The organism is Micromonospora echinospora, from assembly GCF_014203425.1.
In the GTDB taxonomy this organism is placed as follows: Bacteria; Actinomycetota; Actinomycetes; order Mycobacteriales; family Micromonosporaceae; genus Micromonospora; species Micromonospora echinospora_A.
The window spans coordinates 1,283,764-1,308,250 of the sequence record NZ_JACHJC010000001.1 but is presented as its reverse complement, the minus strand read 5'-3'; the positions used below and the strand labels follow the sequence as shown (position 1 = coordinate 1,308,250).

26 protein-coding genes are annotated in these 24,487 nt (G+C 73.8%); 12 read left to right on the top strand and 14 right to left on the bottom strand.

Annotation, left to right across the window (positions count from 1 at the left end; translation table 11 throughout):
* Positions 1–60 precede the first annotated feature (60 nt).
* Positions 61–705, top strand: coding sequence for a hypothetical protein (locus FHU28_RS32445; RefSeq protein ID WP_184681761.1), 645 nt, complete (start codon positions 61–63; stop codon positions 703–705).
* A 2-nt stretch (positions 706–707) separates the two neighbouring features.
* Here the strand turns inward: FHU28_RS32445 and FHU28_RS06305 are convergent, their stop codons facing one another.
* Positions 708–2,840, bottom strand: coding sequence for an APC family permease (locus FHU28_RS06305; protein WP_311773531.1), 2,133 nt, complete (start codon positions 2,838–2,840; stop codon positions 708–710).
* Between the two features lie 66 nt (positions 2,841–2,906).
* The gene (locus tag FHU28_RS06300) at positions 2,907–3,899 is read right to left on the bottom strand and encodes a DMT family transporter (RefSeq protein ID WP_184681757.1); all 993 of its coding nucleotides are present in this window, start codon (positions 3,897–3,899) and stop codon (positions 2,907–2,909) included.
* Between the two features lie 105 nt (positions 3,900–4,004).
* Here FHU28_RS06300 and FHU28_RS06295 point away from each other — a divergent pair, with 105 nt between their 5' ends.
* Complete coding sequence (locus tag FHU28_RS06295) at positions 4,005–4,700, top strand: HAD family hydrolase (RefSeq protein WP_184681755.1); 696 nt, start codon at positions 4,005–4,007, stop codon at positions 4,698–4,700.
* A gap of 24 nt (positions 4,701–4,724) precedes the next feature.
* On the opposite strand, the gene FHU28_RS06290 is transcribed toward FHU28_RS06295, so the two are convergent.
* On the bottom strand, positions 4,725–5,258 hold the full coding sequence (locus tag FHU28_RS06290; protein ID WP_184681753.1) for a hypothetical protein: 534 nt from the start codon (positions 5,256–5,258) through the stop codon (positions 4,725–4,727).
* Positions 5,259–5,431: 173 nt separating this feature from the next.
* The gene (locus FHU28_RS06285; protein ID WP_184681751.1) at positions 5,432–6,301 is read right to left on the bottom strand and encodes a PhzF family phenazine biosynthesis protein; all 870 of its coding nucleotides are present in this window, start codon (positions 6,299–6,301) and stop codon (positions 5,432–5,434) included.
* Positions 6,302–6,334: 33 nt separating this feature from the next.
* On the opposite strand from FHU28_RS06285, the gene FHU28_RS06280 reads away from it, so the two are divergent.
* The 3 genes from FHU28_RS06280 to FHU28_RS06270 all read left to right on the top strand — a co-directional run bounded on the left by FHU28_RS06280 (position 6,335) and on the right by FHU28_RS06270 (position 9,443).
* Positions 6,335–7,621: a magnesium transporter MgtE N-terminal domain-containing protein gene (locus tag FHU28_RS06280; RefSeq protein ID WP_184681749.1), complete on the top strand. Its 1,287-nt coding sequence runs from the start codon at positions 6,335–6,337 to the stop codon at positions 7,619–7,621.
* The gene (locus tag FHU28_RS06275; protein ID WP_184681747.1) at positions 7,614–8,222 is read left to right on the top strand and encodes a DUF1003 domain-containing protein; all 609 of its coding nucleotides are present in this window, start codon (positions 7,614–7,616) and stop codon (positions 8,220–8,222) included. Before FHU28_RS06280 ends, FHU28_RS06275 begins: the two co-directional genes overlap by 8 nt.
* A 72-nt stretch (positions 8,223–8,294) precedes the next feature.
* Positions 8,295–9,443 (top strand): Mrp/NBP35 family ATP-binding protein, encoded by a 1,149-nt coding sequence (locus FHU28_RS06270; RefSeq protein ID WP_073825626.1) that lies wholly within the window; start codon positions 8,295–8,297, stop codon positions 9,441–9,443.
* A 146-nt stretch (positions 9,444–9,589) separates the two neighbouring features.
* Here the strand turns inward: FHU28_RS06270 and FHU28_RS06265 are convergent, their stop codons facing one another.
* Together FHU28_RS06265 and FHU28_RS06260 are read right to left on the bottom strand one after the other, a co-directional pair.
* Positions 9,590–10,006 carry a twin-arginine translocase TatA/TatE family subunit gene (locus tag FHU28_RS06265; RefSeq protein WP_073825630.1) on the bottom strand — a complete coding sequence of 139 codons (417 nt, stop codon included), beginning with the start codon at positions 10,004–10,006 and terminating at the stop codon, positions 9,590–9,592.
* 72 nt (positions 10,007–10,078) lie between these two features.
* Positions 10,079–11,383: a S1C family serine protease gene (locus tag FHU28_RS06260; protein WP_184689293.1), complete on the bottom strand. Its 1,305-nt coding sequence runs from the start codon at positions 11,381–11,383 to the stop codon at positions 10,079–10,081.
* A 211-nt stretch (positions 11,384–11,594) separates the two neighbouring features.
* Between FHU28_RS06260 and FHU28_RS06255 the strand changes: the two genes are divergently transcribed.
* Positions 11,595–12,245 (top strand): O-methyltransferase, encoded by a 651-nt coding sequence (locus FHU28_RS06255; protein ID WP_255419527.1) that lies wholly within the window; start codon positions 11,595–11,597, stop codon positions 12,243–12,245.
* Between the two features lies 1 nt (position 12,246).
* Here FHU28_RS06255 and FHU28_RS06250 read toward each other — a convergent pair whose 3' ends face one another.
* Positions 12,247–13,707, bottom strand: coding sequence for a leucyl aminopeptidase family protein (locus tag FHU28_RS06250; RefSeq protein WP_184681745.1), 1,461 nt, complete (start codon positions 13,705–13,707; stop codon positions 12,247–12,249).
* Between the two features lie 143 nt (positions 13,708–13,850).
* On the bottom strand, positions 13,851–14,018 hold the full coding sequence (locus tag FHU28_RS06245) for a DUF3117 domain-containing protein (protein WP_013283866.1): 168 nt from the start codon (positions 14,016–14,018) through the stop codon (positions 13,851–13,853).
* 189 nt (positions 14,019–14,207) lie between these two features.
* Between FHU28_RS06245 and FHU28_RS06240 the strand changes: the two genes are divergently transcribed.
* Complete coding sequence (locus FHU28_RS06240) at positions 14,208–15,026, top strand: PaaX family transcriptional regulator (RefSeq protein ID WP_184681742.1); 819 nt, start codon at positions 14,208–14,210, stop codon at positions 15,024–15,026.
* A 4-nt stretch (positions 15,027–15,030) separates the two neighbouring features.
* On the top strand, positions 15,031–15,822 hold the full coding sequence (locus tag FHU28_RS06235; protein ID WP_184681740.1) for an enoyl-CoA hydratase-related protein: 792 nt from the start codon (positions 15,031–15,033) through the stop codon (positions 15,820–15,822).
* A 42-nt stretch (positions 15,823–15,864) separates the two neighbouring features.
* On the opposite strand, the gene FHU28_RS33225 is transcribed toward FHU28_RS06235, so the two are convergent.
* The 5 genes from FHU28_RS33225 to FHU28_RS06210 are packed head-to-tail and all read right to left on the bottom strand — an operon-like array spanning position 15,865 to position 18,407.
* Positions 15,865–15,945: a hypothetical protein gene (locus FHU28_RS33225; protein WP_376700858.1), complete on the bottom strand. Its 81-nt coding sequence runs from the start codon at positions 15,943–15,945 to the stop codon at positions 15,865–15,867.
* 53 nt (positions 15,946–15,998) lie between these two features.
* A complete protein-coding gene (locus FHU28_RS06225; RefSeq protein ID WP_184681738.1) occupies positions 15,999–16,622 on the bottom strand; it encodes a hypothetical protein in 624 nt (207 codons plus the stop codon).
* 36 nt (positions 16,623–16,658) lie between these two features.
* Positions 16,659–17,243 (bottom strand): DNA-3-methyladenine glycosylase I, encoded by a 585-nt coding sequence (locus FHU28_RS06220; protein ID WP_184681736.1) that lies wholly within the window; start codon positions 17,241–17,243, stop codon positions 16,659–16,661.
* Between the two features lie 37 nt (positions 17,244–17,280).
* The gene (locus tag FHU28_RS06215) at positions 17,281–17,781 is read right to left on the bottom strand and encodes an SRPBCC family protein (protein WP_073825651.1); all 501 of its coding nucleotides are present in this window, start codon (positions 17,779–17,781) and stop codon (positions 17,281–17,283) included.
* A complete protein-coding gene (locus FHU28_RS06210) occupies positions 17,778–18,407 on the bottom strand; it encodes a DivIVA domain-containing protein (RefSeq protein WP_184681734.1) in 630 nt (209 codons plus the stop codon). The genes FHU28_RS06215 and FHU28_RS06210 overlap by 4 nt, the downstream gene beginning before the upstream one ends.
* Positions 18,408–18,559: 152 nt before the next feature.
* Between FHU28_RS06210 and folP the strand changes: the two genes are divergently transcribed.
* On the top strand, positions 18,560–19,429 hold the full coding sequence (gene folP, locus FHU28_RS06205; RefSeq protein ID WP_184681732.1) for a dihydropteroate synthase: 870 nt from the start codon (positions 18,560–18,562) through the stop codon (positions 19,427–19,429).
* 4 nt (positions 19,430–19,433) lie between these two features.
* Here the strand turns inward: folP and FHU28_RS06200 are convergent, their stop codons facing one another.
* Positions 19,434–19,811 carry an NADH-quinone oxidoreductase subunit A gene (locus tag FHU28_RS06200; protein WP_073825659.1) on the bottom strand — a complete coding sequence of 126 codons (378 nt, stop codon included), beginning with the start codon at positions 19,809–19,811 and terminating at the stop codon, positions 19,434–19,436.
* Between the two features lie 126 nt (positions 19,812–19,937).
* Here FHU28_RS06200 and FHU28_RS06195 point away from each other — a divergent pair, with 126 nt between their 5' ends.
* The 3 genes from FHU28_RS06195 (at position 19,938) to FHU28_RS06185 (ending at position 24,409) form a co-directional block, all read left to right on the top strand.
* Complete coding sequence (locus FHU28_RS06195; RefSeq protein ID WP_184681730.1) at positions 19,938–21,338, top strand: hypothetical protein; 1,401 nt, start codon at positions 19,938–19,940, stop codon at positions 21,336–21,338.
* A 196-nt stretch (positions 21,339–21,534) separates the two neighbouring features.
* Positions 21,535–23,382: a 2-oxoacid:acceptor oxidoreductase subunit alpha gene (locus FHU28_RS06190; protein WP_184681728.1), complete on the top strand. Its 1,848-nt coding sequence runs from the start codon at positions 21,535–21,537 to the stop codon at positions 23,380–23,382.
* Positions 23,375–24,409, top strand: coding sequence for a 2-oxoacid:ferredoxin oxidoreductase subunit beta (locus tag FHU28_RS06185; RefSeq protein ID WP_184681726.1), 1,035 nt, complete (start codon positions 23,375–23,377; stop codon positions 24,407–24,409). Before FHU28_RS06190 ends, FHU28_RS06185 begins: the two co-directional genes overlap by 8 nt.
* Positions 24,410–24,487 lie beyond the last annotated feature (78 nt).

Below are 24,487 nucleotides of genomic sequence, written 5' to 3'. Positions count from 1 at the left end.
CACGCGAGGGCGCCGAGAACAAGACTTGATCTTGGGGCTGGTGAGACGCATGGTCTGGGCATGGACTTCGATCCCCTGGCCACCGCCCGCCGGGCGCTCTGGATCGGCGGCGCGCAGTGGGCCGGCAAGACGACACTCGCTGTCACGTTGGCGCTGCGGTACGGGCTGACCACGTACCTCTACGACCGCCACGACGCGCGAGGGCACGACGACCGGCGGATCGCCGACCGGATCCGCCGAGGTGAGCCGCCGGACGGTCCGGACGCGGAGGCGACCTGGGTGACGACGGACCCCGAGCGGATGGCAGCCGAGACCCTCGCCGGGTTTCCGCGCCGCTTCGAGTGGGTGCTGGACGACCTGAGCGCGCTGGTGAGCGGCCGTCGGGTGGTCGCCGAGGGCTGGGGGCTGCGCCCCGAACTGGTCGCACCGGTCGTCGAGTCGACCCGGCAGATGGTGGTGCTGGTGCCGACGCCGGAGTTCCGCGCGTACCAGCTGGAACGGCTGCCGCGGGCGACGGCCCGCCATCCCGGGGTGAGCGACCCGGAGCGGGCGTGGCGTCATCGGATCGCGCGCGACGAGCTGGTCGCCGCCGACGCGGTCGCCGGCGCCCGGGCGCTCGGGGTACGCGTGATCGAGGTGGACCTCGGCCGGGACGCCGAGGCGGTCGCCGCGCTGGTCGCCAACCACTTCGCCGGATACCTCTGAGGTCACGCCACGTGCACCGGGACGCTCGTGACCACCACGCCGGGCAGCGCCCGCAACGCGGTCCGCAGCCGCTGCTCGGCGCGGCTGTGCAGCAACCGGTACCGCCGCCGGCGCAGCACCACCTCCGGCACGATCACGGTGAGCGTCAGATCCGGGCTCGCGGTGTGCAGCGCCTCCAGGTAGTGCGCGAGCGGCCCGATCACCGACCGGTACGGCGACACGATCGTCTCCAGCCGCAGGTGGTCGCCCCAGGTCCGCCACTGGTCCCGGAACCGGTCCGCCTCGTCCTGCGCCGGAGCGATGTGCACGGCGAGCGTCGGCCGCCCGAGTGACGTCGCGTACGCCAGCGCGCGCAGCGACGCCCGGTTCAGCCGGGCCACCGGCACCACCACCAGGTGGCGTACCTGCTGGGGCAGTTCGTCGCACTCGGCGGGCGGCGCGGGCGGCGGCGAGTGCAGCGCCAGCGCACCGTGCAGCCGGTCGTAGTGCCTGTGGATCCGGCGGAACAGCAGCACCAGCAGCGGCACCGCGAGCACCACAACCCAGGCGCCCTCGGCGAACTTGGCGACCGCCGCGGTCAGCAGCACCAGACCGGACAGCGTCGCGCCGACCGCGTTCAGCGCGAGCCGGCGGCGCCAGCCCGGTCCCCGGCGGCGTCGCCAGTGCACCACCATCCCGGTCTGGGACAGCGTGAAGGCGAGGAAGACGCCCACCGCGTAGAGCGGGATCAGCCGCTCGGTGTGCCCGCCGAACGCGACGAACACCAGCACGGCCGTCAGCGCCAGCGCCACCAGCCCGTTGCTGAACGCCAGCCGGTCGCCCATGTGCAGGAACCGGCGCGGCGCGTGCCCGTCCCGGGCCATGAAGAACAGCAGCCGGGGAAAGTCGTTGAACGCCGTGTTCGCCGCGAGCAGCAGGATCAGCGCGGTGGTGGCCTGGAGGATCGCGTACCCGGGTCCGCTGGGGAACGTCACCCGGCCGAGCTGGGACAGCAGCGTCTCGTCCGCCCGGGGCGCCAGGCCGTCGAGGTGGATCAGCCCGACCAGGCCGGCGAAGAGCGTGACCAGCATGGCCACCATCCAGCCCAGCGTGGTGCGGGCGTTGCGCCACTCGGTCGGACGGAACGCCGGCACCGCGTTGGAGACCGCCTCGATGCCGGTCATCGATACCGCCCCGGAGGAGAACGCCCGCAGCACCAGCAGCAGGCCCAAGCCCTCGGCGGCCGGCGCCGAGGGCGGCGGCAGCGGCGCGAAACCCCGCGAGGCGGCCTTCGCGTACCCGACCGCCAGCACCGCGAGCAGCACCACCACGAACGCGTACGTGGGCAGCACGAAGATGTTCCCGGCGGTGCGTACGCCGCGCAGGTTCCCGGCCAGCAGCACGGCGATCACCAGCACGCCGAGCGGCACCGTCCACCGGTCGAGCCCGGGCAGCGCCGAGGTGACCGCGTGCACCCCGGCCGCGATCGACACCGACACGGTCAGCACGTAGTCGAGCATCAGCCCGGCCGCGGCGGCGAGTCCCGGCGTACGCCCGAGGTTGTCCCCCGCGACGATGTACGAGCCGGCGCCGTGCGGGTATGCCGGGATGGTCTGCCGGTACGACAGGCCGACCGCGACCATCAGCACCACCAGCACGGCGGCGAGCGGCAGGGCCAGCCCGAGCGCGGCGCTCCCGGCCAGCACCAGCACCGCGAGCATCGCCTCCGGCCCGTACGCCACGGAGCTGAGCAGGTCCGAGGAGAGCACCGGCAGCGCGACCAGCTTGCGCATCCGCTCGTACAACACTGACGCGCTGGACAACGGCGGACCGAACAGGGTCCGGCGGACCCGGGCGACCGACCGGCCGGCCCGGTTGCCGGGCAGGTCCGCCGCGCCGGTGGCGACCAGTTCGCCCGGCTGCGCCACGGTGAACATGTCGATCGGCGCCAGCCGGCCGAACCGGGTCGGCGCCGGCTGGTGGTCGTGCCGCCCGAGCGTCGGGTCGACCGGCAGGTCGTCGGCGCGGCGCGGGCCGCGCCACCGCTCGCCGATCCGGCCGAGCGCCGCCCGTTCCTCGTCGCCGAGCGGCGGAAACTCGGCCGAGGGCGTGACGACGGTGCCCGCCTGCGCCGCGTCGTCCCGCTCCGTCCCCACCCTGAGCACTTTCGTGCAAACCGGACCGCCCGGTGGCCGGAACGGCGCGACTTCGCCCCGACTGGCTCAGTCGGGCGCGTCGCCGGGCCGCCGCGCCCGCGTCGCGTCGCCGAGCGGGGTCGGGTCGGCGGGCGCGGCGACCGGCGTGACGCGGCGACCGGCCCGCGCCCCGCCGAGCACCACCACCGCCACGCCGGCCAGCAGCAACGCCAGGCCCGGCAGGGCCAGGGGCCGGGGCAGCTGATCCAGCCACACCCAGCCGATCAGGGCCGCGCCGGGCGCCTCCAGGAGGATCAGCACGCTCACGGTGGTCGCGGAGACCCGGTGCAGGGCGTAGTTGAACATCGAGTGGCCGAGCAGTTGGGCGCCGGCCACCAGGCCGAGGATCGCCAGCCAGGTCGGGCCGTCGAAGCCGTGCAGGCGTACCCCGCCGAGCAGACACACCACCAGCAGGACCAGCGCGCACACGCCGTAGCAGACGGTGGTGTAGGTGGTGGTGCTGATGCTGGCCCGGGCCCGCTCGCCGAAGGCGGTGTAGACGGCCGCGAACAGGCCGCCGACCACCGCGAGCAGGTCACCGGCGAACGCGCGGCCGGAGACGCCGAAGTCCGCGCCGGTGGCGAGCGCCGCGCCGAGCACGGCCACCGCGATGCCGGCCCACATCGCCGACGGCAGCCGCCGTCCCTGCCAGCGGGCGATCAGGCCCTGCCACACCGGCTGCGTCGCGCCGAGCGCGGTCGCGGCCGCGACCGAGGTGAGCTGCGCGCTCGGCATCCAGGTGGCGAAGTGTGCGGCCAGCGCCACCCCGGAGAGTACGCAGTAGAGGCCCTCGCGCCGGCCCGGCCCGACCGTCAGGGCGCGCAGTTCGGCCCGTCGACGGGTCAGCGCCACCGGCCCCAGGACCACCGCCGACAACGCGGTACGCCAGAACGCGACAGCGAGCGCCGAGGCGGCGGCGAACGCCACGAGCGGCGCCGAGGACGACACCGAGGCGACAGCGAGGGCGAGCGCGCCCACCGTCAACACGTCGAGCGGCGGGCGGTGCGGAACGGTCGGCACGAACGGTAATCGTCCCACGGACACCCGACAGACACGGAAAGTCAGCACTCCGTTACGATCGTGCGTCCCGGCGATCTCCCCCTCGACGTCCGGAGGCGTTCCCTCATGCCCAGATTCCAGGCGGTGCTGTTCGACTTCTTCGGCACCCTGACGCACGGCGTCCGGCGCGGCGCCGCCCACCGCGCCACCGCCGAACTGCTCGGCTGCTCCACCGAGGCGCTGGTGGAGGTGCTGCACGGCAGCTTCTACGAACGGGCCAGCGGTTCCTTCGGGAACGCCGAGTCCACCATGCGCTGGGTGTGCGCCCGGCTCGGCGTCCACCCGTCCGACGCGGCGGTGCGCGCCGCCGTCGCCACCCGCCACCGGGCCGTACGGGCCGACACCCGGCTACGCGCGGAGGCGGTTTCGGTGCTGGCCGCGCTGCGCCACCGGGGCGTCGGCACCGGGCTGGTCAGCGACTGCACGCACGAACTGCCGGCGTTCCTGCCACAGCTCGCGGTCGCGCCGCTGCTCGACGCCCAGATCTTCTCGGTACGCCTCGGACGCTGCAAACCGGACCCGGAGCTGTACCTCGCCGCCTGCTACCGGCTCGGCCAAGCCCCGGCCGACTGCCTCTACGTCGGGGACGGCGACAGCCAGGAACTGACCGGCGCGGAACGGGCCGGGCTGAGCGCGGTCCGGCTGGCCGCGCCGGACCTCGCCGGCCACGTGGTCCTCAACGCCGACCACGGCTTCGACGGGCCGTCGCTGACCTCGCTGACGGACGTGCTCGACCTGCTCGACCCGGTCGCCGTCGCCTGACCCGGCGCGTCGGTCGGTTCGCGGTCAGCGGCGACGGACGCGGTGCAGGCGGAACGGCTTGCGGACGGCCCGCACCACGGGGGCGGGCCGGGGCTGCTCACTCAGCGAGCCGTCCGGCAGGTCGGCGCCGGTCACGGCGGTGCCGGCGGGCGTGAGCCGGTTGAGCGCGCACCCCTGCGCCGCCCACCGCTCCACCAGGTCGACGGCGGTCCCTGAGGCGTTGAGCCGCTTCGCCGCGACCAGCGGCGCGGCGGTGTCCCACTCCTCGGTGCCGGGCCGCAGCCGGGTCACCCGCGCCGACCAGGTGACGATCCGTCCGCCGTGGTCGCCGCGCAGCGTGACCTCGGCCGTCTCGCTGTCGGCCAGCCCGGCGGCGGCCTGCTCACCGGGGCCGGTGACCACCAGCAGCGTGCCGTCCAGCGGGAGGCACCACAGCGCGTACGCCGGGCCGCCGCCACTGCTCACCCAGCAGACAGCGGCCTTCTTCACCGCCTCGTCCACCAGCGGAGGAGTCACCCGCTCGTCCACCTCGTCACTCACCCCGCCATCCTCCCCCATCCCGGCCCATCCCTCCCGCCCTCACCCTCACCCGCCCACCCGGTTCCGCCTCCGGCCGGTTGATCAAGGAGTTTGTGTCCTCCAGCGGCCCGTTCGCCGACACAAACTCCTTGATCACCGGGGTGAGCCCTCCGGGCGGAGGGCGAGGCGAGGGCAGAGGGCGGAGGGCGGGGTCAGCCGATGAAAGGGGGGACGGTGATCTCGCCTCGGGCCACCGGCATCACCTGGCCGGAGACGGTCGCGCCCAGCGCCAGCCCGCCGGAGGCGGTCACCGTGCAGGTCAGCGTGGAGGGGCGGTGCATCTCGATGCCCTGCCGGACCGTGTACTCCGCGCGCCCCTCGCCGGGCAGCAGCCCGCTGGCGACCAGCCACACGCCCAGCCCGAGAGCGGCCGAGCCGGTCGCCGGGTCCTCGGGCACGCCGAGCCCCGGCACGAAGACCCGGGCGTGCGCGGTTTGCGAATCGGCGTCCCAGGAGAAAAGGCTGACGTGCTCCACGCCGTACCGCTCCGCCGCCGCCGTGTTCAACCGTGCCCGGGCCACCGCGTCCGGGCGTACCGGAAGGTAGGGGAACTCCAGACCGCACCCGGCGACGCGCGGTGGCGGGCCGACGTGGTCGGGGCCGGTGAGGCCGACCATCTCCAGCAGCGGTTCCGGGTCGAGTTCCGGGCCGAGCGTGGGCGTGCCGCCGGTGAGCGTCGCGCCGGTGGCGGTCACCTCGATCGGCAGGACGCCGGCACCGCACTCCTGGGTGACCCGGCCCGCCTCGAAGACGCCGCGCCGGCTCGCGGTCACCGCGGCGCCGACGCTCGGGTGCCCGGCGAAGGGCAGTTCGTCGGCCGGGGTGAAGATCCGCGCCCGGTAGGTGGCGCCCACCTGTGTGGGCGGGAGCACGAAGACCGTCTCGGACAGGTTGAACTCCAGCGCGAGCGCCTGCATCTGCTCGGTGGCCAGCCCTTCCGCGCCGAACACCACGGCCAGCGGGTTGCCGGCGAAGGGGCGGTCGGTGAAGACGTCCACGATCTCGTAGCCCAAGGTCGACATGCTGTTAGAGAGTAGGCCCTTAGGCTGGTGCCCGTGAGCACGCCGAACCGGGTCTACCTCGCTCGACTCGCCGGAGTCGCCGTTTTCGACCCGAACGGCGACCAGGTCGGCCGCGTCCGGGACGCGGTGGCGCGGATGCGCGCGACCCAGCGACCGCCGGAGGTGGTCGGCCTGGTCGCCGAGATGCCGATGCGGCGCCGCATCTTCCTCTCCATCAACCGGATCACCTCCATCGATCCGGACGGCGTGGTGCTCGGCAGCGGCACCCTCAACCTGCGCCGCTTCGAGAAGCGCCCGAACGAGCTGCTGGTGCTCCAGGAACTGCTCGACCGCCGGGTCCAGGTCGAAGGCGGGCAGGCCGGGTCCGTGGTGGACGTGGCCATGGAGTGCAGCCGCGGCGGCGAGTGGACGCTGAGCCGGGTCGCCGTCCGCCAGCACACGGGCCGGCTCACCCGGCGCGGCCACCTCCACCAGGTGGACTGGGACCGGGTGCACGGCCTGGGCGCGGTGGGCGACAACCGGGGTACGGCGAACCTGCTCGCCATCCTGGAGGACCTGCGCCCGGCCGACCTCGCCAACGCCCTCCAGGACCTGCCCGACGCCCGGCGCAACGAGGTGGCCGCCGCGCTCGACGACGAGCGCCTGGCCGACGTGCTCGGCGAGCTGCCCGAGCACGACCAGGTGGAGATCCTTGCCGCGCTGGACCGCCAGCGCGCCGCCGACGTGCTGGAGGAGATGGAACCGGACGACGCCGCCGACCTGCTCAACGAGCTGTCCCCGCCGGAGCAGGACGTGCTGCTCGACCTGATGGAGCCGGACGAGGCCGACCCGGTACGCCAGTTGCTGCGCTACGCCTCCGGCACCGCCGGCAGCGTGATGACCTCGGAGCCGGTGATCCTGCCGCCGGACGCCACGGTGGCAGAGGCGCTGGCCCGGATCCGGGAGCCGCAGCTCTCGCCCACGGTGGCCGCCCAGGTCTTCGTGACCCGCGCCCCACTGACCACGCCCACCGGCCGCTACCTGGGTATGGTGCACTTCCAGCGGTTGCTCCGGGAACCTCCGGCCGATCTGCTCGGCGGCATCGTGGTCAACGACATCGACCCGCTGCGGACGTCGACGCCGCTGCCCGAGATCACCCGCCGGATGGCGACGTACGACATGGTGAGCATGCCGGTGGTGGACCGTAACAACCGCCTGGTCGGCGCGGTGACAGTGGACGACGTGCTCGACCACTCCCTGCCGCGGGACTGGCGGGACCGGGACCCGGCATTCCCCTCGTCCGCCACCGACGACGGCACCCTGGACGGCGACGATGAGTGATCAGCGACGGGGCGACCGGCTGGACCAGCCGCGCGCCCCGCGGAACCTGCGGCTGCGCCGGGTCGACGCGGAGACGTTCGGCCGCTGGGCCGAGGGCATCGCCCGGGGCATGGGTACGGCGAACTTCCTCGTCTACATGACGCTGATCCTGGTCGCCTGGTTCCTGTGGAACACGCTGGCCCCGGCGAACCTGCGCTTCGACCCGTACACCTTCACGTTCCTGACCTTGATCCTGTCGTTGCAGGCGTCGTACGCGGCGCCGCTGATCCTGCTCGCGCAGAACCGGCAGGCGGACCGGGACCGGATCGCGATGGACGAGGACCGGCGGCGGGCCACGCTGCAGAAGGCGGACACGGAGTACCTGGCGCGGGAGATAGCCGCGCTGCGGATCGCGATGGGTGACGTGGCGACCCGGGACTTCCTCCGCTCCGAGCTGACCCGGCTGGGTGAGGAGCTGGACGAGGCCGCCGAGCGGCGGCGCAAGCTGGAGCGGCGGCAGCAGGAGCGGGGAGCCCGCCGGGCGGCCGGCGGCGAACGGCTGGACGAGCCCCGGGACGAGCTGGACGGCGACTTCGCGCGGGGCGGTCGATACGAGGGCTGACCGGCCATCGAATCGCTCACACCGCCCCCGCCAGCGGCGGTGGCCGATGACCCGCGACGTAGCATTGCGGGCATGTCAGCACCCGTCAGCACCGTCTCCGACGCGATCCAGGCCGCCCTGGCCACCGTCAACGACCCGGAGATCCGCCGGCCGATCACCGAACTCGGCATGGTCCAGTCCGCCGAGCGGGACGACGACGGCGTGGTCCGGGTGGAGCTGCTGCTCACCGTGGCCGGCTGCCCGCTGAAGGACAAGCTGCGCAGCGACATCACCGCCGCGGTCGGCGCGGTGCCCGGCGTCAGCGGCGTGGAGATCGTCTTCGGGGTGATGAGCCCGGAGCAGCGCCAGGAGCTGCAGTCGAAGCTGCGTGGCGGTGGCGCCACGGCCGAGCCGGTGATCCCGTTCGCCCAGCCCGGCTCGCGGACCCGCGTCTACGCGGTCGCCAGCGGCAAGGGCGGCGTCGGCAAGTCGAGCGTCACCGTCAACCTGGCCGCCGCGCTCGCGTCCCGGGGCCTGTCGGTGGGTGTGGTGGACGCGGACATCTACGGCCACTCGGTGCCCCGGATGCTCGGCGCCGACGGCGCACCGACCCGCGTCGAGGACATGATCATGCCGCCGCAGTCGCACGGCGTGAAGGTCATCTCGATCGGCATGTTCACCCCCGGCAACGCCGCTGTGGTCTGGCGCGGGCCGATGCTGCACCGGGCACTCCAGCAGTTCCTCGCCGACGTCTACTGGGGCGACCTGGACGTCCTCCTGCTCGACCTGCCGCCGGGCACCGGCGACATCGCGATCTCGGTGGCCCAGCTGCTGCCGAACGCGGAGATCCTGGTGGTCACCACGCCGCAGGCGGCCGCCGCCGAGGTGGCCGAGCGGGCCGGCGCGATCGCGTTGCAGACCCACCAGCGGGTGGTCGGCGTCATCGAGAACATGTCCTGGCTGGAGATGCCGGACGGCTCCCGGATGGAGGTCTTCGGGGCCGGTGGCGGCGCGGCGGTGGCCGAGTCGCTGACCCGGACCATCGGCGCGCAGGTGCCGGTGCTGGGGCAGATCCCGCTGGACACCCGGGTACGCGAGGGCGGCGACGCCGGTCAGCCGATCGTGCTGGCGCAGCCGGACGCGCCGGCCGCGAAGGCCATGTTCCAGGTCGCCGACCGTCTGGCCGTGCGCCGCGAGTCCCTGCTCGGCAAGCCGCTGGGCCTCAAGCCCGCCGGCCGCTGACCCGGCCACCCACCCACCGCTCCCCGCCGCCCCTTCCCGCCCGCCGGGAGGGGGCGGGACCTTTTCCGGGGTCGATCATGAGGTTGACGGTCGCCGGGGCGGCGTGTCGCGCCGTCAACTTCATGATCAGCGCGACAAGAGGGCCGTCAGGTGGCGTCGTCGTAGGACGGGCGGGGGGCCGGCGGCGTCGGCGTGGGCGTGCCGGTGGCCACGCTGGGGGTACGCAGGTCGGCGGCCTTCGCGACGTCCTTCAGCTCGTCGTGCACGCCGGTGACGTCCGAGCGCAGGTTGTCGTACATGCTCTGCAGCGGCTTGCGGATCGCCTGCTCGTCGTCCTCGCTGAGCAGGTGCTTGCGGATGAACGCCTTGGGGTGCAGATCCTCCAGCTGGATGTCCGTGCCCAGCTCGCGGCTCAGGTCGCCGGTGGCGTTGCGCGCCATGTTGCGCAGGTTGCGGACCATCCGGAGACCGTCGTTGATGACGTTGGGCAGCCGATCCCCGAAGATCAACAGCGCCAGAAGCAGCAGGACGCCGATCTCCCACCAGTTCAGGTTCTCGAACACCGCGGCCTCCTCGTCCGTGTCAGGGCAAGACTACGCACGTCAGGTGACCGTCCGGGAGGGGGTGACCGGTGCTCACTTCGCGTCAGCGGCGAGCGTCACCGACGCGTTCTGCCGCGACGACCCACGCCGGTACTCGACTGTCACCACCGACCCGGGCGCGTACTTGCGCACCAGGGCCACCAGATCGGTCGGGTCGGTCATCGGATGGCCGTCCAGCCGCAGCACCACGTCCCCGGTACGCAGCCCGGCGGCCGCCGCCGGGCCGGCCGGCTCGACCGCGTTGAGGCGTACCCCGCCGCCGGTGGCGCCGGTGCCGCCGACCTGGGCGCCGATCACCGTACGCCGGGCCTTGCCGGTGCCGATGATGTCCTCGGTGATCCGCTTCGCCTGGTTGATCGGGATGGCGAAGGCAAGGCCGATGTTGCCGGCCTCCTGCCCGTCCGCCACGAGTGACTTGATCGTCGAGTTCACCCCGACCACCCGGCCGGCCCCGTCAACGAGCGGGCCGCCGGAGTTGCCGTGGTTGACGGCCGCGTCGGTCTGGATCGCGGCGTAGTAGCGGATCGGCCCGCCCGGCTCGCCGGCCTGCATCGTCCGGTCCAGCGCGCTCACGATGCCGGCGGTGACGGTGTTTGCGAGCGACAGCGGCGAACCGACCGCGAGCACCGGGTCACCGACAGCCAGGGCGTCGGAGTCGCCGAACTGCACCGGGGCCAGCCCGGTGCGGGAGACTTTGATCACTGCGATGTCCGACTCCGGGTCCTGCCCGACCACGGTGCCCGCGGCGGTGCTGCCGTCGTTGAACACGACTGTCGCCTTGCCGGGGCCGTCGGCGACCACGTGGTCGTTGGTGACGATGTGCCCCTCGGCGCTGACCACGAAGCCGGAACCCTCGCTGGTGCCGCCGAGACTGACCACCCGGATGGTGACCACGCTGGGCAGGACCCGCTCGGCGACGCCCGCGAGCGACTCCGGCTTGCGCTGGGCCAGCGCCGGAGCCTGCCCGGACTGCGCGCCGAGCGTCGGCACGTCCCCGCCGCGCAGGAGGGCGTACGTCAGGGCGCTGCCCAGGGAACCGGCCAGCAACGCCGTGACCAGCGAAATCAGCACCACCTGGCGCAGCCCTGGCCGGGTCGGCAGGTCCGGATCGGTGACCGGCTCCGGCTCACCCGCCCCGGGCGCCGGCGCGGCCGGAACCACCACTGCGGCCGGCGCGTACGGGTCCCGCCAGGGGTCGGCGAGCGCGTCCGACCACCACGGCGACGTCGCCTGACCCGGGGCGTCCTGCGCGGGTCGTCCCGGCGCCGGTCCACCCGGTGCCGGCGATCCGCCGGGCCGGCGCCAGTCCCAGCCGTCGGTCACGTCGGTGCCTCCCAGTCCGTCCCCCTGGCCCCGTGCCGGAGACCGGCGGAGCCGGACGACCGTGACGCACGGGACGCATCCAGGATTACACGGATGACGCGAATGGAGTCAGGGGTTGCCCTCCGTGACCGCTCCACCGCGGACTCGCGGCTGCGCGGGTACCGGCCCGCCTCTACGCTCACAGTGCATACCGCCCCTCGCACCAGTCCGCCCCCGGAGGTGTCCCATCGCCACGGTCGCCGGTCACGGCAGTTCGACGGCCCAGGCGCTTCACTTCGCCGAGTCGTACGTCACCGAGGACCTCGTGCTGCGCACGGCCCGCGCCCTCGCCCACGAGGTGGGGGTGGAAGCGGTCACGCCCGGCTCGGGCGCCGCCCTGCGGCTGCTCGCCGCCGCCGGCAGCGCCCGGGCGGTGGTGGAGATCGGCACCGGCACCGGGGTGAGCGGCGTCTGGCTGCTGCGTGGCATGCGCCCCGACGGGGTGCTCACCACTATCGACGTCGAGGTGGAGTACCAGCGCATCGCCCGTCGGCTGTTCCAGGAGGCGGGTTTCCCGTCGGGACGTACCCGGATCATCACCGGCCGGGCCCTCGACGTGCTGCCCCGGCTCGCGGACGGCGCCTACGACCTGCTCTTCGTGGACGCGGCGGCCACCGGCTTCGCGGCGTACGTGGACGCGGCGCTGCGGCTGCTGCGCCCCGGCGGGGTGCTCGCGCTCAACGGCGCGCTCGCGGCGGGCCGGATCGGCGATCCGGCCGCGCGGGACGTCGAGACGGTCACCGTGCGGGAGACCATCAAGACGATCCGCGAGTCGGAGAACTGGGTGCCCGCGCTGCTGCCGGTCGGCCACGGCCTGCTCGCCGCTGTGAAGAGCTAGATCAGCCCAATGTCGCCAGCCAGCGCAGCAACCCCCGTACGCCCCAGCCGGTGGCGCCCTTGACCAGCTCGCCGTGCGTGTCGTCGGACCACGACGGCGCGGACATGTCCAGGTGCGCCCAGCGGTCCCGCAGGTCACCGGTGAACTCCCGCAGGTACAGCGCGGCCACCACCGAGCCGGCCCCCCGCGCCGGGGAGCTGTGCAGGTCGGCGACGTCGCTGGCCAGGTGTTCGACGTAGTCGTCGGCGAGCGGCATCCGCCAGGCCCGCTCACCGGCCGCGGTGATCGCGTCGAGCAGGTCGCCGGCCAGGGCGTCGTTCTCGCTGTAGAGCGCCGCGTGCCGCTTGCCGAGGGCCACCGCGTTCGCGCCGGTCAGCGTGGCCAGGTCGACGAGCAGGTCGGGTTTCAGCTCGCGGGCCGCGTACGCCATCGCGTCGGCGAGCACCAGCCTGCCCTCCGCGTCGGAGTTGGTGCTCTCGCTGGTCAGCCCGCCGTAGTGCCGGATCACGTCGCCGGGGCGGAACGCCGACCCGCTGACCATGTTCTCGGCGAGCGGGGCCAGCGTGGTGACCCGTACCGGCAGCCCCAGCTCGGCGGCGCCGAGCGTCGCGGCGATCACGGCGGCGGCCCCGGCCATGTCCTTGCGCATGAGCTTCATGGCGGGCACCGGCTTGATCGAGATGCCGCCGGTGTCGAACGTGATGCCCTTGCCGACGAGCACCACGTGGGTGCGCGCGCCCTCCGGCCGCCAGTCCAGCTCGACCAGGCGCGGGCCGCTGGCGGAGCCACCGCCGACGGCCAGGATGCCGCCGAAGCCCTCGGCCGCCAGCTCCTGCGGGCCGCGTACCCGCAGGTGCAGGCCGGTACGGCCGGACGCGGCGCCGGCGACCTGCGCGGCGAACCACTCGGGGTTCTTGGTGGACGAGGGCGTGTTCGTCAGGTCCCGGGCCAGGCGGGTCATCTCGGCGGTGGTCCGGGCGGCGTCGAGCGTGCCGGCGAGGGCCTCCGGGTCGTCGACGAGCACCAGCGCCTCGGCCAGGGCGGGACGTCCGCCGGCCTCGGTGAGCCGGAAGCGGTATGAGCCGAGCAGCAGGCCCTCGGCCAGGCCGCGCAGCGCCGCCGTCGCCTCGGCGGGAAGCGCGATAGTGATCTGCGTCTCATCCTTCGCCGCGCGGGCCAGCGCGGCCCCCGCGGCACGCCAGTCGTGCTCCTCGCCGTTCCCGACGCCGAGCAGCCACAGCCGTCCCGGAGCGCCACCGGGACGCAGGTGCTCGCGCACCTCACCGGCGGCGCCGGTGAGCCGGGTGGCGGGCAGCACCGCGGCGGCCTCGGCCCGGACGTCCTCGCCGGGCGACACCGCGGTCGGGACCAGCTCGGCCGGAGAGCCCGGCTTCCCGGGACGGACGGGCAGGGCGAGAGCGTCGGACCCCACGGGTCCGCTCACCAGACGAATGACCAGCACGCTGGACCGTACCTCCGAAACGGTTTCAACGGGGACGTCTCATCGCTCGCCCACCGAGGAAGGCCCTGAGCCACCGGCGACGCCGGTGGCTCAGGGTATGACGAACCGCCCGCGCGGCGGACGCCACGCGGGCACTCCTCGAATCAGCCCGCTGCCGCCTTCAGCGCGTCACCCAGTGCGGTGGCCTCGTCGGGAGTCATCTCGACGACGAGCCGGCCACCACCCTCCAGCGGGACACGCATGACGATGCCCCGGCCCTCCTTGGTGACTTCCAGCGGACCGTCGCCCGTCCGCGGCTTCATCGCCGCCATGTTGTCTCCCCTCAGACCTACACCAGGGTCGGTGAGTTGCCCCACAGCCACTTCGCCATCGCCAACCGCAACCGTCGCGGAGGCTCGACCAACGATTTTCCCTGATGAACACCGCCGGACCCAAACCGAAGCAGCATTGATGTAACAGCATCTAGCTTATCTTGGATAGGCCTGTCACAATGTGCGGTCATGCAGGCACGGTCGGCACTCTTCGACCTGTACGGCGACCACCTCCGAGCCCGGGGTGGCCGCGCACCCGTCGCCGCCCTGGTCAAGCTGCTCGCCCCGCTCGGGATCGCCCCACCGGCGGTGCGAACCGCGGTCAGCCGGATGGTCCGTCAGGGCTGGCTGGACCCGCTCCGGCTCGCCTCCGGACCCGGGTATTCGATCACCCCGAAGGCGGCCCGTCGACTCGACGAGGCGGCGTCGCGGATCTACCGGACCGGACGGCACAGCTGGGACGGACGGTTCGACCTCCTGGTGCTCACCCCACCCACGTCCCGCCGCGACCGGCAGCGGCTCGCCGCCAACCTCACCTTCCTCGGCTACGGCACGCTCGACGACTGCACCTGGGTCGCCACCCGGGCCGGCGAGGACGTCGACCTGCTGCTCGACGAGGCGGGCGTGCGCTACGAGCGGTTCACCGCCGCCCACACCGCCGGCACGCCCGGCGCGATGGGAGTGGTCCGCCGCGCCTGGGACCTGGCCGAGATCGGCCGGGCGTACGAGCGCTTCGTCGCCGACCAGAAGCCGCTCCTGTCCGGCGTCACGGTGCGCAGCAGCGACGAGGACGCGTACGCGGCCCGGTTCCGGCTCGTGCACGCGTGGCGTACGTTCCTGTTCCGGGACCCGCAGCTGCCACCGGCGCTGCTGCCCGAGCGGTGGCCGGGCACCAGCGCGGCCAGCTTCTTCGACCGGCACGCCGCCCGGCTCCGGCCGGCCGCGGACCGGTACGTCGAGCAGTGCCTCGACGCGAGCAACCGCCTCGCCAGACAGAAGGGTCGTTAGAAACGTGACCGAGCCGCTCCTCGTCGACCGCACCGACGCCGTCGTAACTCTGACGCTGAACCGCCCGACGGCGATGAACTCGCTCGACGTGGCGCTCAAGGAGGCGCTCCGGGACACCCTGGCCGAGCTGGAGACCGACCGCTCCTGCCGGGCCGTGGTGCTGACCGGCGCGGGCGGCTCGTTCAGCGCCGGACAGGACCTGCGCGAGCACGTGCGGACGCTGGACTCGGCCGGCACCGACCCGCTGGGCACGGTCCGGGCGCACTACAACCCGATCGCCGCCCGGCTGGCCAACCTGCCCAAGCCGGTGGTCGCCGCGGTGCGCGGCATGGCCGCCGGGGCGGGCGCCTCACTGGCCCTGCTCGCCGACTTCCGCATCGGCGGCCCGAAGACCCGCTTCCTGATGGCCTTCGCCGGGGTGGGGCTGGCCGCCGACACCGGCGCGTCCTGGACGCTGCCCCGGCTGGTCGGCCACGCCAAGGCCGTCGAGCTGCTGATGCTCGCCGAGCCGGTGGGCGCCGAGGAGTCCTGCCGGCTGGGCCTGCTGACCCGGCTGGTGGACGACGACGAGCAGGTGCTCCCGGCCGCGCAGGAGCTGGCCGCGCGGCTCGCCGCCGGCCCGACCGTCGCGTACGGGGCGATCAAGCGCCAGCTCTCCATCGCCGACGCCGGCACGCTCGCCGACGCGCTGGCCGCCGAGGCGCAGGCGCAGGCGATCTGCGGCGCCACCGCCGACCACCACGCCGCCACCAAGGCGTTCGTCAACAAGCAGAAGCCGGTCTTCGAGGGCCGCTGAACCCGCGCCGGGCCGGGTGCCGGGAATACCCCGCGCGCCCGCTCAGCGGGCCACGTAGCCGCCGTCGATAGGGATCGTGTGCCCGGTGACCCAGGCCGCGTCGTCGGAGGCGAGGAAGAGCACCACGGCCGGCCGGCGCCGGCCCCCGTCCGGACGCTACCGCTCGGGACGGGGGTTCAGTCGTCCTCTTCCGGATCCTGGTTGGCCTCGGCCCCGAGCACGAACGCCTGCATGGCCAGCTCGTCGCCGTAGGGCGAGACGAACGCCGGCAGCTCACGCGGACCCAGCTCCTGCACGTAGGACCAGAAGATCCGGACCGCCTCGGCCCGCGACGCCGCCTCGATCGGCAGGTCCAGGCTGACCAGCCAGGTGCTGCGGGCGGGCGGCGGGCCGATCCGGTCGGCCAGCGCGCGCCAGCGGGCCGGGTCGAGCGCGACCACCGGCCCGTCCGGCGCCGGGCCGTCGACCGGAACCGGCTCGTCCAGCGCCCGCCGGGTGTACGTGACCACGAGCGACCCGGTCGCCGGGTCGGACTGCGGGTCGTCCGGGTCCTCCCGGATCTCGGACGAGGCAAACGCGACCCGGCCGAGCGCGACCAGCCGCAGCGGCTCGCCGACGAGCACCGCGACCCGGTCGCCGGGCCGCGGGCGGGCCGCCCCGGCCGGCCCGGTCAGCTCCAGCACGTCGTGGTGCACCAGCCGCTCGGCCTCGAAGCGCTCGGCCGGCAGCAGCACCGCCCAGGCGCCGGTAGTGGTCTCACCGTCGGTCGTCCCGCTCGTACGCGGCTCGGTGTCGGTCATGTCCCAATCCCATCACGCCGGAGGTCGCGGACTCCGTCACACCCCGGCCCGGTCACCGCCGGCGTGGCAGTCGGCCAGGTGGTCGTCGACCATGCCGGTGGCCTGCATCAGCGCGTAGGCGGTGGTGGGGCCGACGAAGCGGAAGCCCCGCTTCTTGAGCGCCTTGGCCATCGCGACGGACTCCGGGCTGGTGGCCGGCACCTCGGCGAAGGACCGGGGACGCGCCGCCCGGGGCGGGGGCGCGAAGGACCAGAGCAGCGCGGAGAGACCCTCGGGCAGCTCCGACGCGGCCCGGGCGTTGGCGACCGCCGCCTCGATCTTGGCCCGGTTGCGGACGATCCCGGCGTCGGCCATCAGCCGGGCCACGTCGGCCTCGCCGTAGCGGGCCACCCGCTCGATCCGGAACCCGGCGAACGCGAGCCGGAACGCCTGCCGCTTGCGCAGGATGGTCAGCCAGGACAGGCCGGACTGGAACGCCTCCAGCGTGAGCCGCTCGTAGAGCGCGTCGTCGCCGCGCAGCGGCCGGCCCCACTCCTCGTCGTGGTAGAAGGCGTAGTCGGGGGTGCTCGCTCCCCACGCGCAGCGCGGCAGCCCGTCGGGGCCGGTCACCAGGTCAGTCACGGCGTCCACGGTAGGTCAGCCCACCGACAACCCTGGGTCAGGGCAGGCGGCCCTGCTCGACCAGCCGGGCGAACTTCTTCAACGCCTGGGTCAGGCTGAACTTCGAGCCGGGCCAGAGCACCGGCCAGGCCACCCGCCCCGCCGGGCCGCCCGGCAGGTGGAACCACTCGTGCCAGACCACCTGGGTGCGGTCGCGGTCCATCGGGGTGCAGCGCAGCACGCCGGGGCCGCGCAGCAGCTTGCCGCAGTGCACCACCCCGACCTCGTACGGGGCGTCGACCCGGACCACACGCATCTCGTCGCGGAGCACGGCCGGGCCGAGCGCGGTGACCGCCTCGACCAGGCTGCCCTCGCCGCCGTCGCCCTCGACCACCCGGACCCGGGTCAGCGGGATCCAGTCCGACTGGCGCTCCCAGTCGGTCAGCGCGGCGAAGACCCGGTCGGCCGGCGCGTCGACGATCACCGTGGCGGTGACCTCGCCGGCGCCGCGCCGGGACGCCTCGGTGAAGTCGTCCGCCGGCCGGCCGGCGCCGGTCACGCCGACTCCGACCGGACCACCGGCCCGCGCTCCCGGTCGGAGTCGCCGCCGGCGGCGATCCCGTCGGCCGGGTCGACGGTGTCCTCGGTCGCCGCGGCGGCGGGGGCCTCCGCCACGCCCGCCTCGGCCGCGCCCGTGCCGGCGTCCGCGCGGCCGTCCGGCTGCCGGTCCACGTCCGCGCCGGCCGGGCGCCCCGGCGCGGACAGGTCGATCACCACCGGCTCCGGGTCGGACGGGTCGACGGCCGGTTCCGTCTCGGGCCGGGTCGCGGCGGCCTCCTCGCGCGCCCGGCGCAGCGCGTCGGCGTCCTCGGTGCGGCCGTCGCGCAGGGCCGCGTTCTCCGCCTCCAGCACGCTGATCAGCTCGGACTTGTAGCCGATGTCGTACGCCGCCCGGCGCAGCGCGGAGTCGACCTGGGCCATCCGGTAGCCACGCAGCGCCGTGTCGAAGCGGACGCCTGTCACGTCCGACTCGTCGAGCGGACGGCTGCCCGGCAGGGGCACGGCCCGCCCGTCCGGCTCGGCCGGTGTCAGGCCCGGATCCTTCCCGGAGACCAGCACCGTCACTCCGAACACCACAGCCGCGACGGTCAACGCGACGACCAAGAGGAGCAGAACCTCACCCATGCACAGATCGTGGCATGCGGGCCCGGATCGGGCGAGCCCTCCGAGGCGTCCGGTCGGTAAATGCGTCCGGCGCACGGGACCGGAACCGGTGGCGCGGACGGGACCGGATAGCGTCGGACCGGCCGGCGAGCGCGGGCGACGAGGAGGCGGGCATGACCGGGGCGTTGCGGCTGGGCGGACGGACGTTCGGCCCCGGTGAGCTGGTGGTGATGGCGATCGTCAACCGCACGCCGGACTCGTTCTTCGACCGGGGCGCCACCTTCGCGCAGGACAGCGCGCTGCGCGCGGTGGAGCGCGCGGTGGACGAGGGCGCGGAGATCATCGACATCGGCGGGGTGAAGGCCGGCCCGGGCGACGAGGTGGACGTGGCCGAGGAGATCCGGCGGACGGTGGAGACCATCGCCGCGGTCCGGTCCGCCTTCCCCGAGGTGGTCATCTCCATCGACACCTGGCGGGCCGAGGTGGCGGTGGAGGCGGTGGAGGCCGGCGCGGACCTGCTCAACGACACCTGGTCGGGGGCGGATCCGGCGCTGGCCCGGGTGGCCGCGGCGACCGGCGCCGGGCTGGTCTGCTCGCACGCCGGCGGGCTCGCTCCGCGTACCCGGCCGCACCGGGCCGCCTTCGACGACGTGGTGACCGACGTGGTCGCCACGGTGACCGGGCTGGCCGAACGCGCGGCCGGGCTGGGGGTACGCCGGGACGGCATCCTGATCGACCCGGCGCACGACTTCGGCAAGAACACCCGGCACTCGCTGGAGATCACCCGGCGGCTGGCGGAGCTGACCGCCACCGGCTGGCCGCTGCTGGTGGCGCTGTCGAACAAGGACTTCATCGGCGAGACGCTCGACCTGCCGGTGCCCGAGCGGCTGGAGGGCACGCTCGCCGCCACAGCGGTCTCGGCCTGGCTCGGGGCCCGGGTGTTCCGCGCCCACCAGGTACGCCAGACCCGCCGGGTGCTGGACATGGTGGCGTCGATCCGGGGCGACCGGCCGCCGGCGGTGACGCGGCGCGGGCTGGCCTGACGGGTCAGGTCCAGCGCAGGACGCCGCGCCGCCAGGCGTAGAGGATGCCGAGCGCGACGATCGACACGAAGACGCCCATCTCGACGACTGTGGTGGCACCGAAACCGGGCCGGTCGAACACCAGCGCCCACGGGAACAGGAAGACGGCCTCGACCGCGAAGAGCACGTACAGGTAGGCGTAGACGTAGTAGCGGATCTGCATCTGGGCCCAGTCGCCGCCGACCGGGTCGATGCCGCACTCGTACGTGGCCCGCTTACCCCACGGCTCGGCCGGACGGCTCGGACGTAACACCCGGTTCGCGGAGAACGCCGTCACGAAGAAGAGCACGGCGGCGAGCAGCAGCAGACCGAGCGTGGCGTACGAGCCGAGATATCCGGTCACGACCGGAGCGTACCGGTCCCGTCCAGATGTCCCGGACACGTTACGAATTCGTTTCCTGGCAGGACTAGTGCCAGATGACAAGCATCACCGAATAATGAGACTCCCTTGACCCGACCCGGAGGACAGATGGCCCGCCTGCGCGTTCGACCCGTCCGGCGGGTCGCGCTCCGCCGTACCCTCGCGCTGCTGGCGCCCGCGTTGGTCGCGGCGGTGGTGGCGGTGGCGCCGGCCGGTGCGACGACCACCGTCGCGGGTCCGGCGGGCGTGGCCCGGGCGGTCGAACCCGGCGATCCGGCCGGCGAGCCGACCGAGCCGGCCCCCACCACGGACCCGGCGACCAGTTCGCCGGCCCCGCCGCCCACCGAGGCGCCGCCGCCCCCGAGCACGCCTCCGCCACCGGTCACCACCGCGCCGGCCCCGCCGGTCAGCAGCGCGCCCGCCGAGCCGGCGCCGACCACCGCGGCCCCGGGCCCCACCAGTGCCCCACCGCCGGTCGTGCCGCCCGTCCAGCCTCCGCCGCCGCCCTCGGCCCAGCCGCCCGGCGGGCCGCTCGGGGTGCGGGTGAACACCGAGGACGTGGTGCTCACGGCCGACTACTGGAACGCCGACAGCACGGTGACCACGCTGCGGGTGACGGTGACGAACACCGGCGGCCGGGCGGAGCGGATCACCCTCGGCTACACGCTGCCGCCCGGGCTGACCGACGCTGGCACGCCGGGCTGCCAGCCGACCGGCGGCGGCAACCACAGCTGCGTCGGATGGGACGCCGAGCCGGGCGCCCGGTTCAGCGCGACCATCCGGGTACGGGTCGACGGCGACGCCTGGCGCACCATGCCGCTGACCGGTTCCGTGCAGGTCACCGCCGTCGCGCCCGGGGTCAGCGGAGCGGCGTACGACGACGAGGGCTTCCCGGTGCTCTTCCCGCCCGGGCCGCCGGTGCCCGGGATCTCGCTGCGCGCCGACGAGGTGCTGTTCGACATCAGCGGCGCGCCCAGCACGCTCACCGTCCGGCTCGGCAACACCGGCGCGGTCGACGCCGCGGGCCGCATCGAGGTGCTCCTGCCGGCCGGTGTGACGGTCGGCGACACCGGCAACGGCTGTGCCGCGGTGACCGCCGACCGGACCCGGTGCGAGCTGGGCGTCCTGCCGGCCGGCCGGGCCGCGACCCTGCGGTTGACGCTCGCCGCCTCGGCCGAGGCGCAGCGCCGGGCCCCGCTGGCCGGTGCGGTGATCGGCCGGCTGGATCCGCGCACCGGGCGGGACCGGCAGGTGCAGATGAGCTTCCGGATCAGCGCCGCCGCGGCGGACGCCACCCCGCCGGTGGGCGCGCCGGGTCCGACCGCCTCGCAGGGCGTGCTCGCCGCCGGCGGCGGGCCGGCTGACGACGACGCCTCGATCCGGCGGACCGCGATCGCGCTGATCGCCGTGTCCGGCCTCCTGGTCGTGCTCGCGCTGACGCTTGCGACCCGTTCGCTGCGCCGCCGCAGCGACATCACGGTGCCGGAGCCGCCGGTCACCGACAGGTGATCATGGATGTGTGGTGATCTGGGTTACGGACCCAGGTACTAAACCCTGCAAAGCGGGGCATACAGCGGCCCGAACCAGTCCCATACGTCGGACCTCGACCAAGGTGGCCCTAACGTGGCGACGTAGGCTCTGACGTGAGAATCGGAGCGGGCCGGGCCGGCAGGGGCGACGGCGCTCAGCGAAGCGAGGTGCGGGTGTGACCAAGCAGATCCGTCAGCTGGACCGGGTGGTCATCCGGTTCGCCGGGGACTCCGGCGACGGCATGCAGCTCACCGGCGACCGGTTCACGTCGGAGACGGCGCAGCTGGGCAACGACATCTCCACGCTGCCCAACTTCCCCGCCGAGATCCGCGCCCCCGCCGGCACCCTCCCCGGCGTGTCCAGCTTCCAGGTGCACTTCGCCGACTACGACATCCTGACCCCGGGTGACGCGCCGAACGTGCTGGTGGCGATGAACCCGGCAGCGCTCAAGGCCAACCTGGCCGACCTGCCGCGCGGTGCGGACATCATCGTCAACACCGACGAGTTCACCCGGCGCAACCTGGCCAAGGTCGGCTACGCGGCCAGTCCGCTGGACGACGACTCGCTCGCCGGGTACGCGGTGCACCCGGTGGCGCTCACCTCGATGACGATCGGCGCGCTGGCCGAGCACGACGTCTCCAAGAAGGACGCCGAGCGGGCCAAGAACATGTTCGCGCTCGGGCTGCTGAGCTGGATGTACTCCCGCCCGTACGAGTCGACGCTGCGCTTCCTGGAGCGCAAGTTCGCGGCCCGTCCCGAGCTGGTGGCGGCGAACGTGGCCGCGTTCCGGGCCGGCTGGAACTTCGGCGAGACCACCGAGGACTTCTCCGTCCGGTACGAGGTCAAGCCGGCCAAGATGCGGCCCGGCACCTACCGGAACATCACCGGCAACGCGGCGCTGTCGCTGGGCCTGGTGGCCGCCGGGGTGCGCTCCGGGCTGCCGGTGTTCCTCGGCGCGTACCCGATCACGCCGGCCTCGGACATCCTGCACGAGCTGAGCAAGCACAAGAAGCTCGGCGTGGTCACCATGCAGGCCGAGGACGAGATCGCCGCGGTCGGGGCCGCGCTCGGCGCGTCGTACGGCGGCTCGCTCGGCGTCACCACGACGAGCGGTCCCGGTGTGGCGCTGAAGAGCGAGACGATCTCCCTCGCGGTGGCGCTGGAGCTGCCGCTGGTCATCGTCGACGTGCAGCGGGCCGGACCGTCCACCGGCATGCCCACCAAGACCGAGCAGGCCGACCTGAACATGGCCCTGTACGGCCGGCACGGCGAGGCGCCGGTCGCGGTGATCGCGCCGAAGTCGCCGTCGGACTGCTTCCACGCGGCGCTGGAGGCGGCCCGGATCGCGCTCACCTACCGCACGCCGGTGATCCTGCTGTCGGACAACTACGTCGCCAACGGCTCCGAGCCGTGGCTGCTGCCGGACGTGGAGTCGCTGCCCGACCTGCGGGTCGAGTTCGCCACGAAGCCCAACGGCGAGGACGGCACCACCTTCCTGCCCTACCTGCGGGACCCGCAGACGCTGGCCCGTCCGTGGGCGGTGCCCGGCACCGCCGGGCTGGAGCACCGGATCGGCGGTCTGGAGAAGGCCGACAAGACCGGCGACATCTCGTACGACCCGGCCAACCACGACTTCATGGTGCGGACCCGGGCGGCCCGGATCGAGACCATCCCGGTGCCGGACGTCGAGGTGGAGGACCCGGACGGCGACGCCCGGGTGCTGGTGCTGGGCTGGGGCTCCACGTACGGCCCGATCGGCGCGGCCTGCCGTGGCCTGCGCCAGCGCGGGCTCTCGGTGGCCCAGGCGCACCTGCGGCACCTGGCCCCGATGCCGGCCAACCTCGGCGAGGTGCTGGCCCGGTACGACAAGGTGGTCGTCCCGGAGATGAACCTCGGCCAGCTCGCGCACGTCATCCGGGCGCGCTACCTGGTCGACGCGATCGGCTACAACCAGGTCCGCGGCCTGCCGTTCACCGCCGCCGAGCTGGAGACGATCCTGGAAGAGGTCCTGAAGAATGTCTGAGCCCGTCGCCCTCAAGCTCACCGCCAAGGACTTCAAGTCCGACCAGGAGGTGCGCTGGTGCCCCGGCTGCGGCGACTACGCCATCCTGGCGGCCGTGCAGGGCTTCATGCCGGAGCTGAACATCCCCCGGGAGAACATCGTCTTCGTCTCGGGCATCGGCTGCTCGTCGCGCTTCCCGTACTACATGAACACGTACGGAATGCACTCGATCCACGGCCGCGCCCCGGCGATCGCCACCGGCCTGTCGGTGTCCCGGCCGGACCTGTCGGTCTGGGTGGTCACCGGTGACGGCGACGCGCTCTCCATCGGCGGCAACCACCTGATCCACGCGCTGCGCCGCAACGTGAACCTGAAGATCCTCCTGTTCAACAACCGGATCTACGGGTTGACCAAGGGCCAGTACTCGCCGACCTCCGAGGTCGGCAAGATCACCAAGTCGACGCCGGCCGGCTCGGCGGACGCGCCGTTCAACCCGCTGTCGCTGGCGCTCGGCGCCGAGGCCACGTTCGTGGCCCGGACGATCGACTCGGACCGCAAGCACCTCCAGTCGGTGCTGCGCGCCGCCGCCCAGCACGAGGGCTCGGCGTTCGTGGAGATCTACCAGAACTGCAACATCTTCAACGACGGCGCGTTCGACCCGCTGAAGGAGCCGGCCACCCGGGACGACTTCCTGATCCGGCTGGAGCACGGGCAGCCGATCACGTTCGGCAAGGACGGGCAGTTCTGCGTCGTCCACCCGCCGGGTGGCTTCGGCCTGGAGGTCCGGGAGACCGCGAACACCCCGGCCGAGGAGATCGTCGTGCACGACGCGGGCGTGGCCGACCCGGCGTACGCGTTCGCGCTGTCCCGGCTGCCCGGCCTGGACCTGAGCAACACCCCGATCGGGGTGTTCCGGTCGGTGGGCCGCCCCTCCTACGACAGCGTGGTGCAGGAGCAGGTCGCGGCCGCCAAGGCCGGCGTCGACAAGACCCCGGAGCAGCAGCTCGCCGCGCTGCTCGGCAGCGGCGACACCTGGACGATTCTCTGATCCGCCGCTGACCCGTCACGCGAAAGGGCGGGCCGTTCCCCCGTGGAGCGGCCCGCCCTTCGCCTGTGACACAGCCCG

Bases quoted from the DNA above. Each gene is read 5' to 3' on its own strand.
- FHU28_RS06245 (WP_013283866.1), bottom strand. From the start codon at position 14,018: ATGGCGGCGATGAAGCCGCGGACGGGCGACGGTCCGCTGGAAGTCACC.
- FHU28_RS06240 (WP_184681742.1), top strand. From the start codon at position 14,208: ATGCAGGCACGGTCGGCACTCTTCGACCTGTACGGCGACCACCTCCGA.
- FHU28_RS06295 (WP_184681755.1), top strand. From the start codon at position 4,005: ATGCCCAGATTCCAGGCGGTGCTGTTCGACTTCTTCGGCACCCTGACG.
- FHU28_RS06225 (WP_184681738.1), bottom strand. From the start codon at position 16,622: ATGACCGACACCGAGCCGCGTACGAGCGGGACGACCGACGGTGAGACC.
- FHU28_RS06185 (WP_184681726.1), top strand. From the start codon at position 23,375: ATGTCTGAGCCCGTCGCCCTCAAGCTCACCGCCAAGGACTTCAAGTCC.
- FHU28_RS06210 (WP_184681734.1), bottom strand. From the start codon at position 18,407: ATGGGTGAGGTTCTGCTCCTCTTGGTCGTCGCGTTGACCGTCGCGGCT.
- FHU28_RS06275 (WP_184681747.1), top strand. From the start codon at position 7,614: ATGAGTGATCAGCGACGGGGCGACCGGCTGGACCAGCCGCGCGCCCCG.
- FHU28_RS06195 (WP_184681730.1), top strand. From the start codon at position 19,938: ATGGCCCGCCTGCGCGTTCGACCCGTCCGGCGGGTCGCGCTCCGCCGT.
- FHU28_RS06270 (WP_073825626.1), top strand. From the start codon at position 8,295: ATGTCAGCACCCGTCAGCACCGTCTCCGACGCGATCCAGGCCGCCCTG.
- FHU28_RS32445 (WP_184681761.1), top strand. From the start codon at position 61: ATGGACTTCGATCCCCTGGCCACCGCCCGCCGGGCGCTCTGGATCGGC.
- FHU28_RS06290 (WP_184681753.1), bottom strand. From the start codon at position 5,258: ATGGGGGAGGATGGCGGGGTGAGTGACGAGGTGGACGAGCGGGTGACT.
- folP (WP_184681732.1), top strand. From the start codon at position 18,560: ATGACCGGGGCGTTGCGGCTGGGCGGACGGACGTTCGGCCCCGGTGAG.
- FHU28_RS06285 (WP_184681751.1), bottom strand. From the start codon at position 6,301: ATGTCGACCTTGGGCTACGAGATCGTGGACGTCTTCACCGACCGCCCC.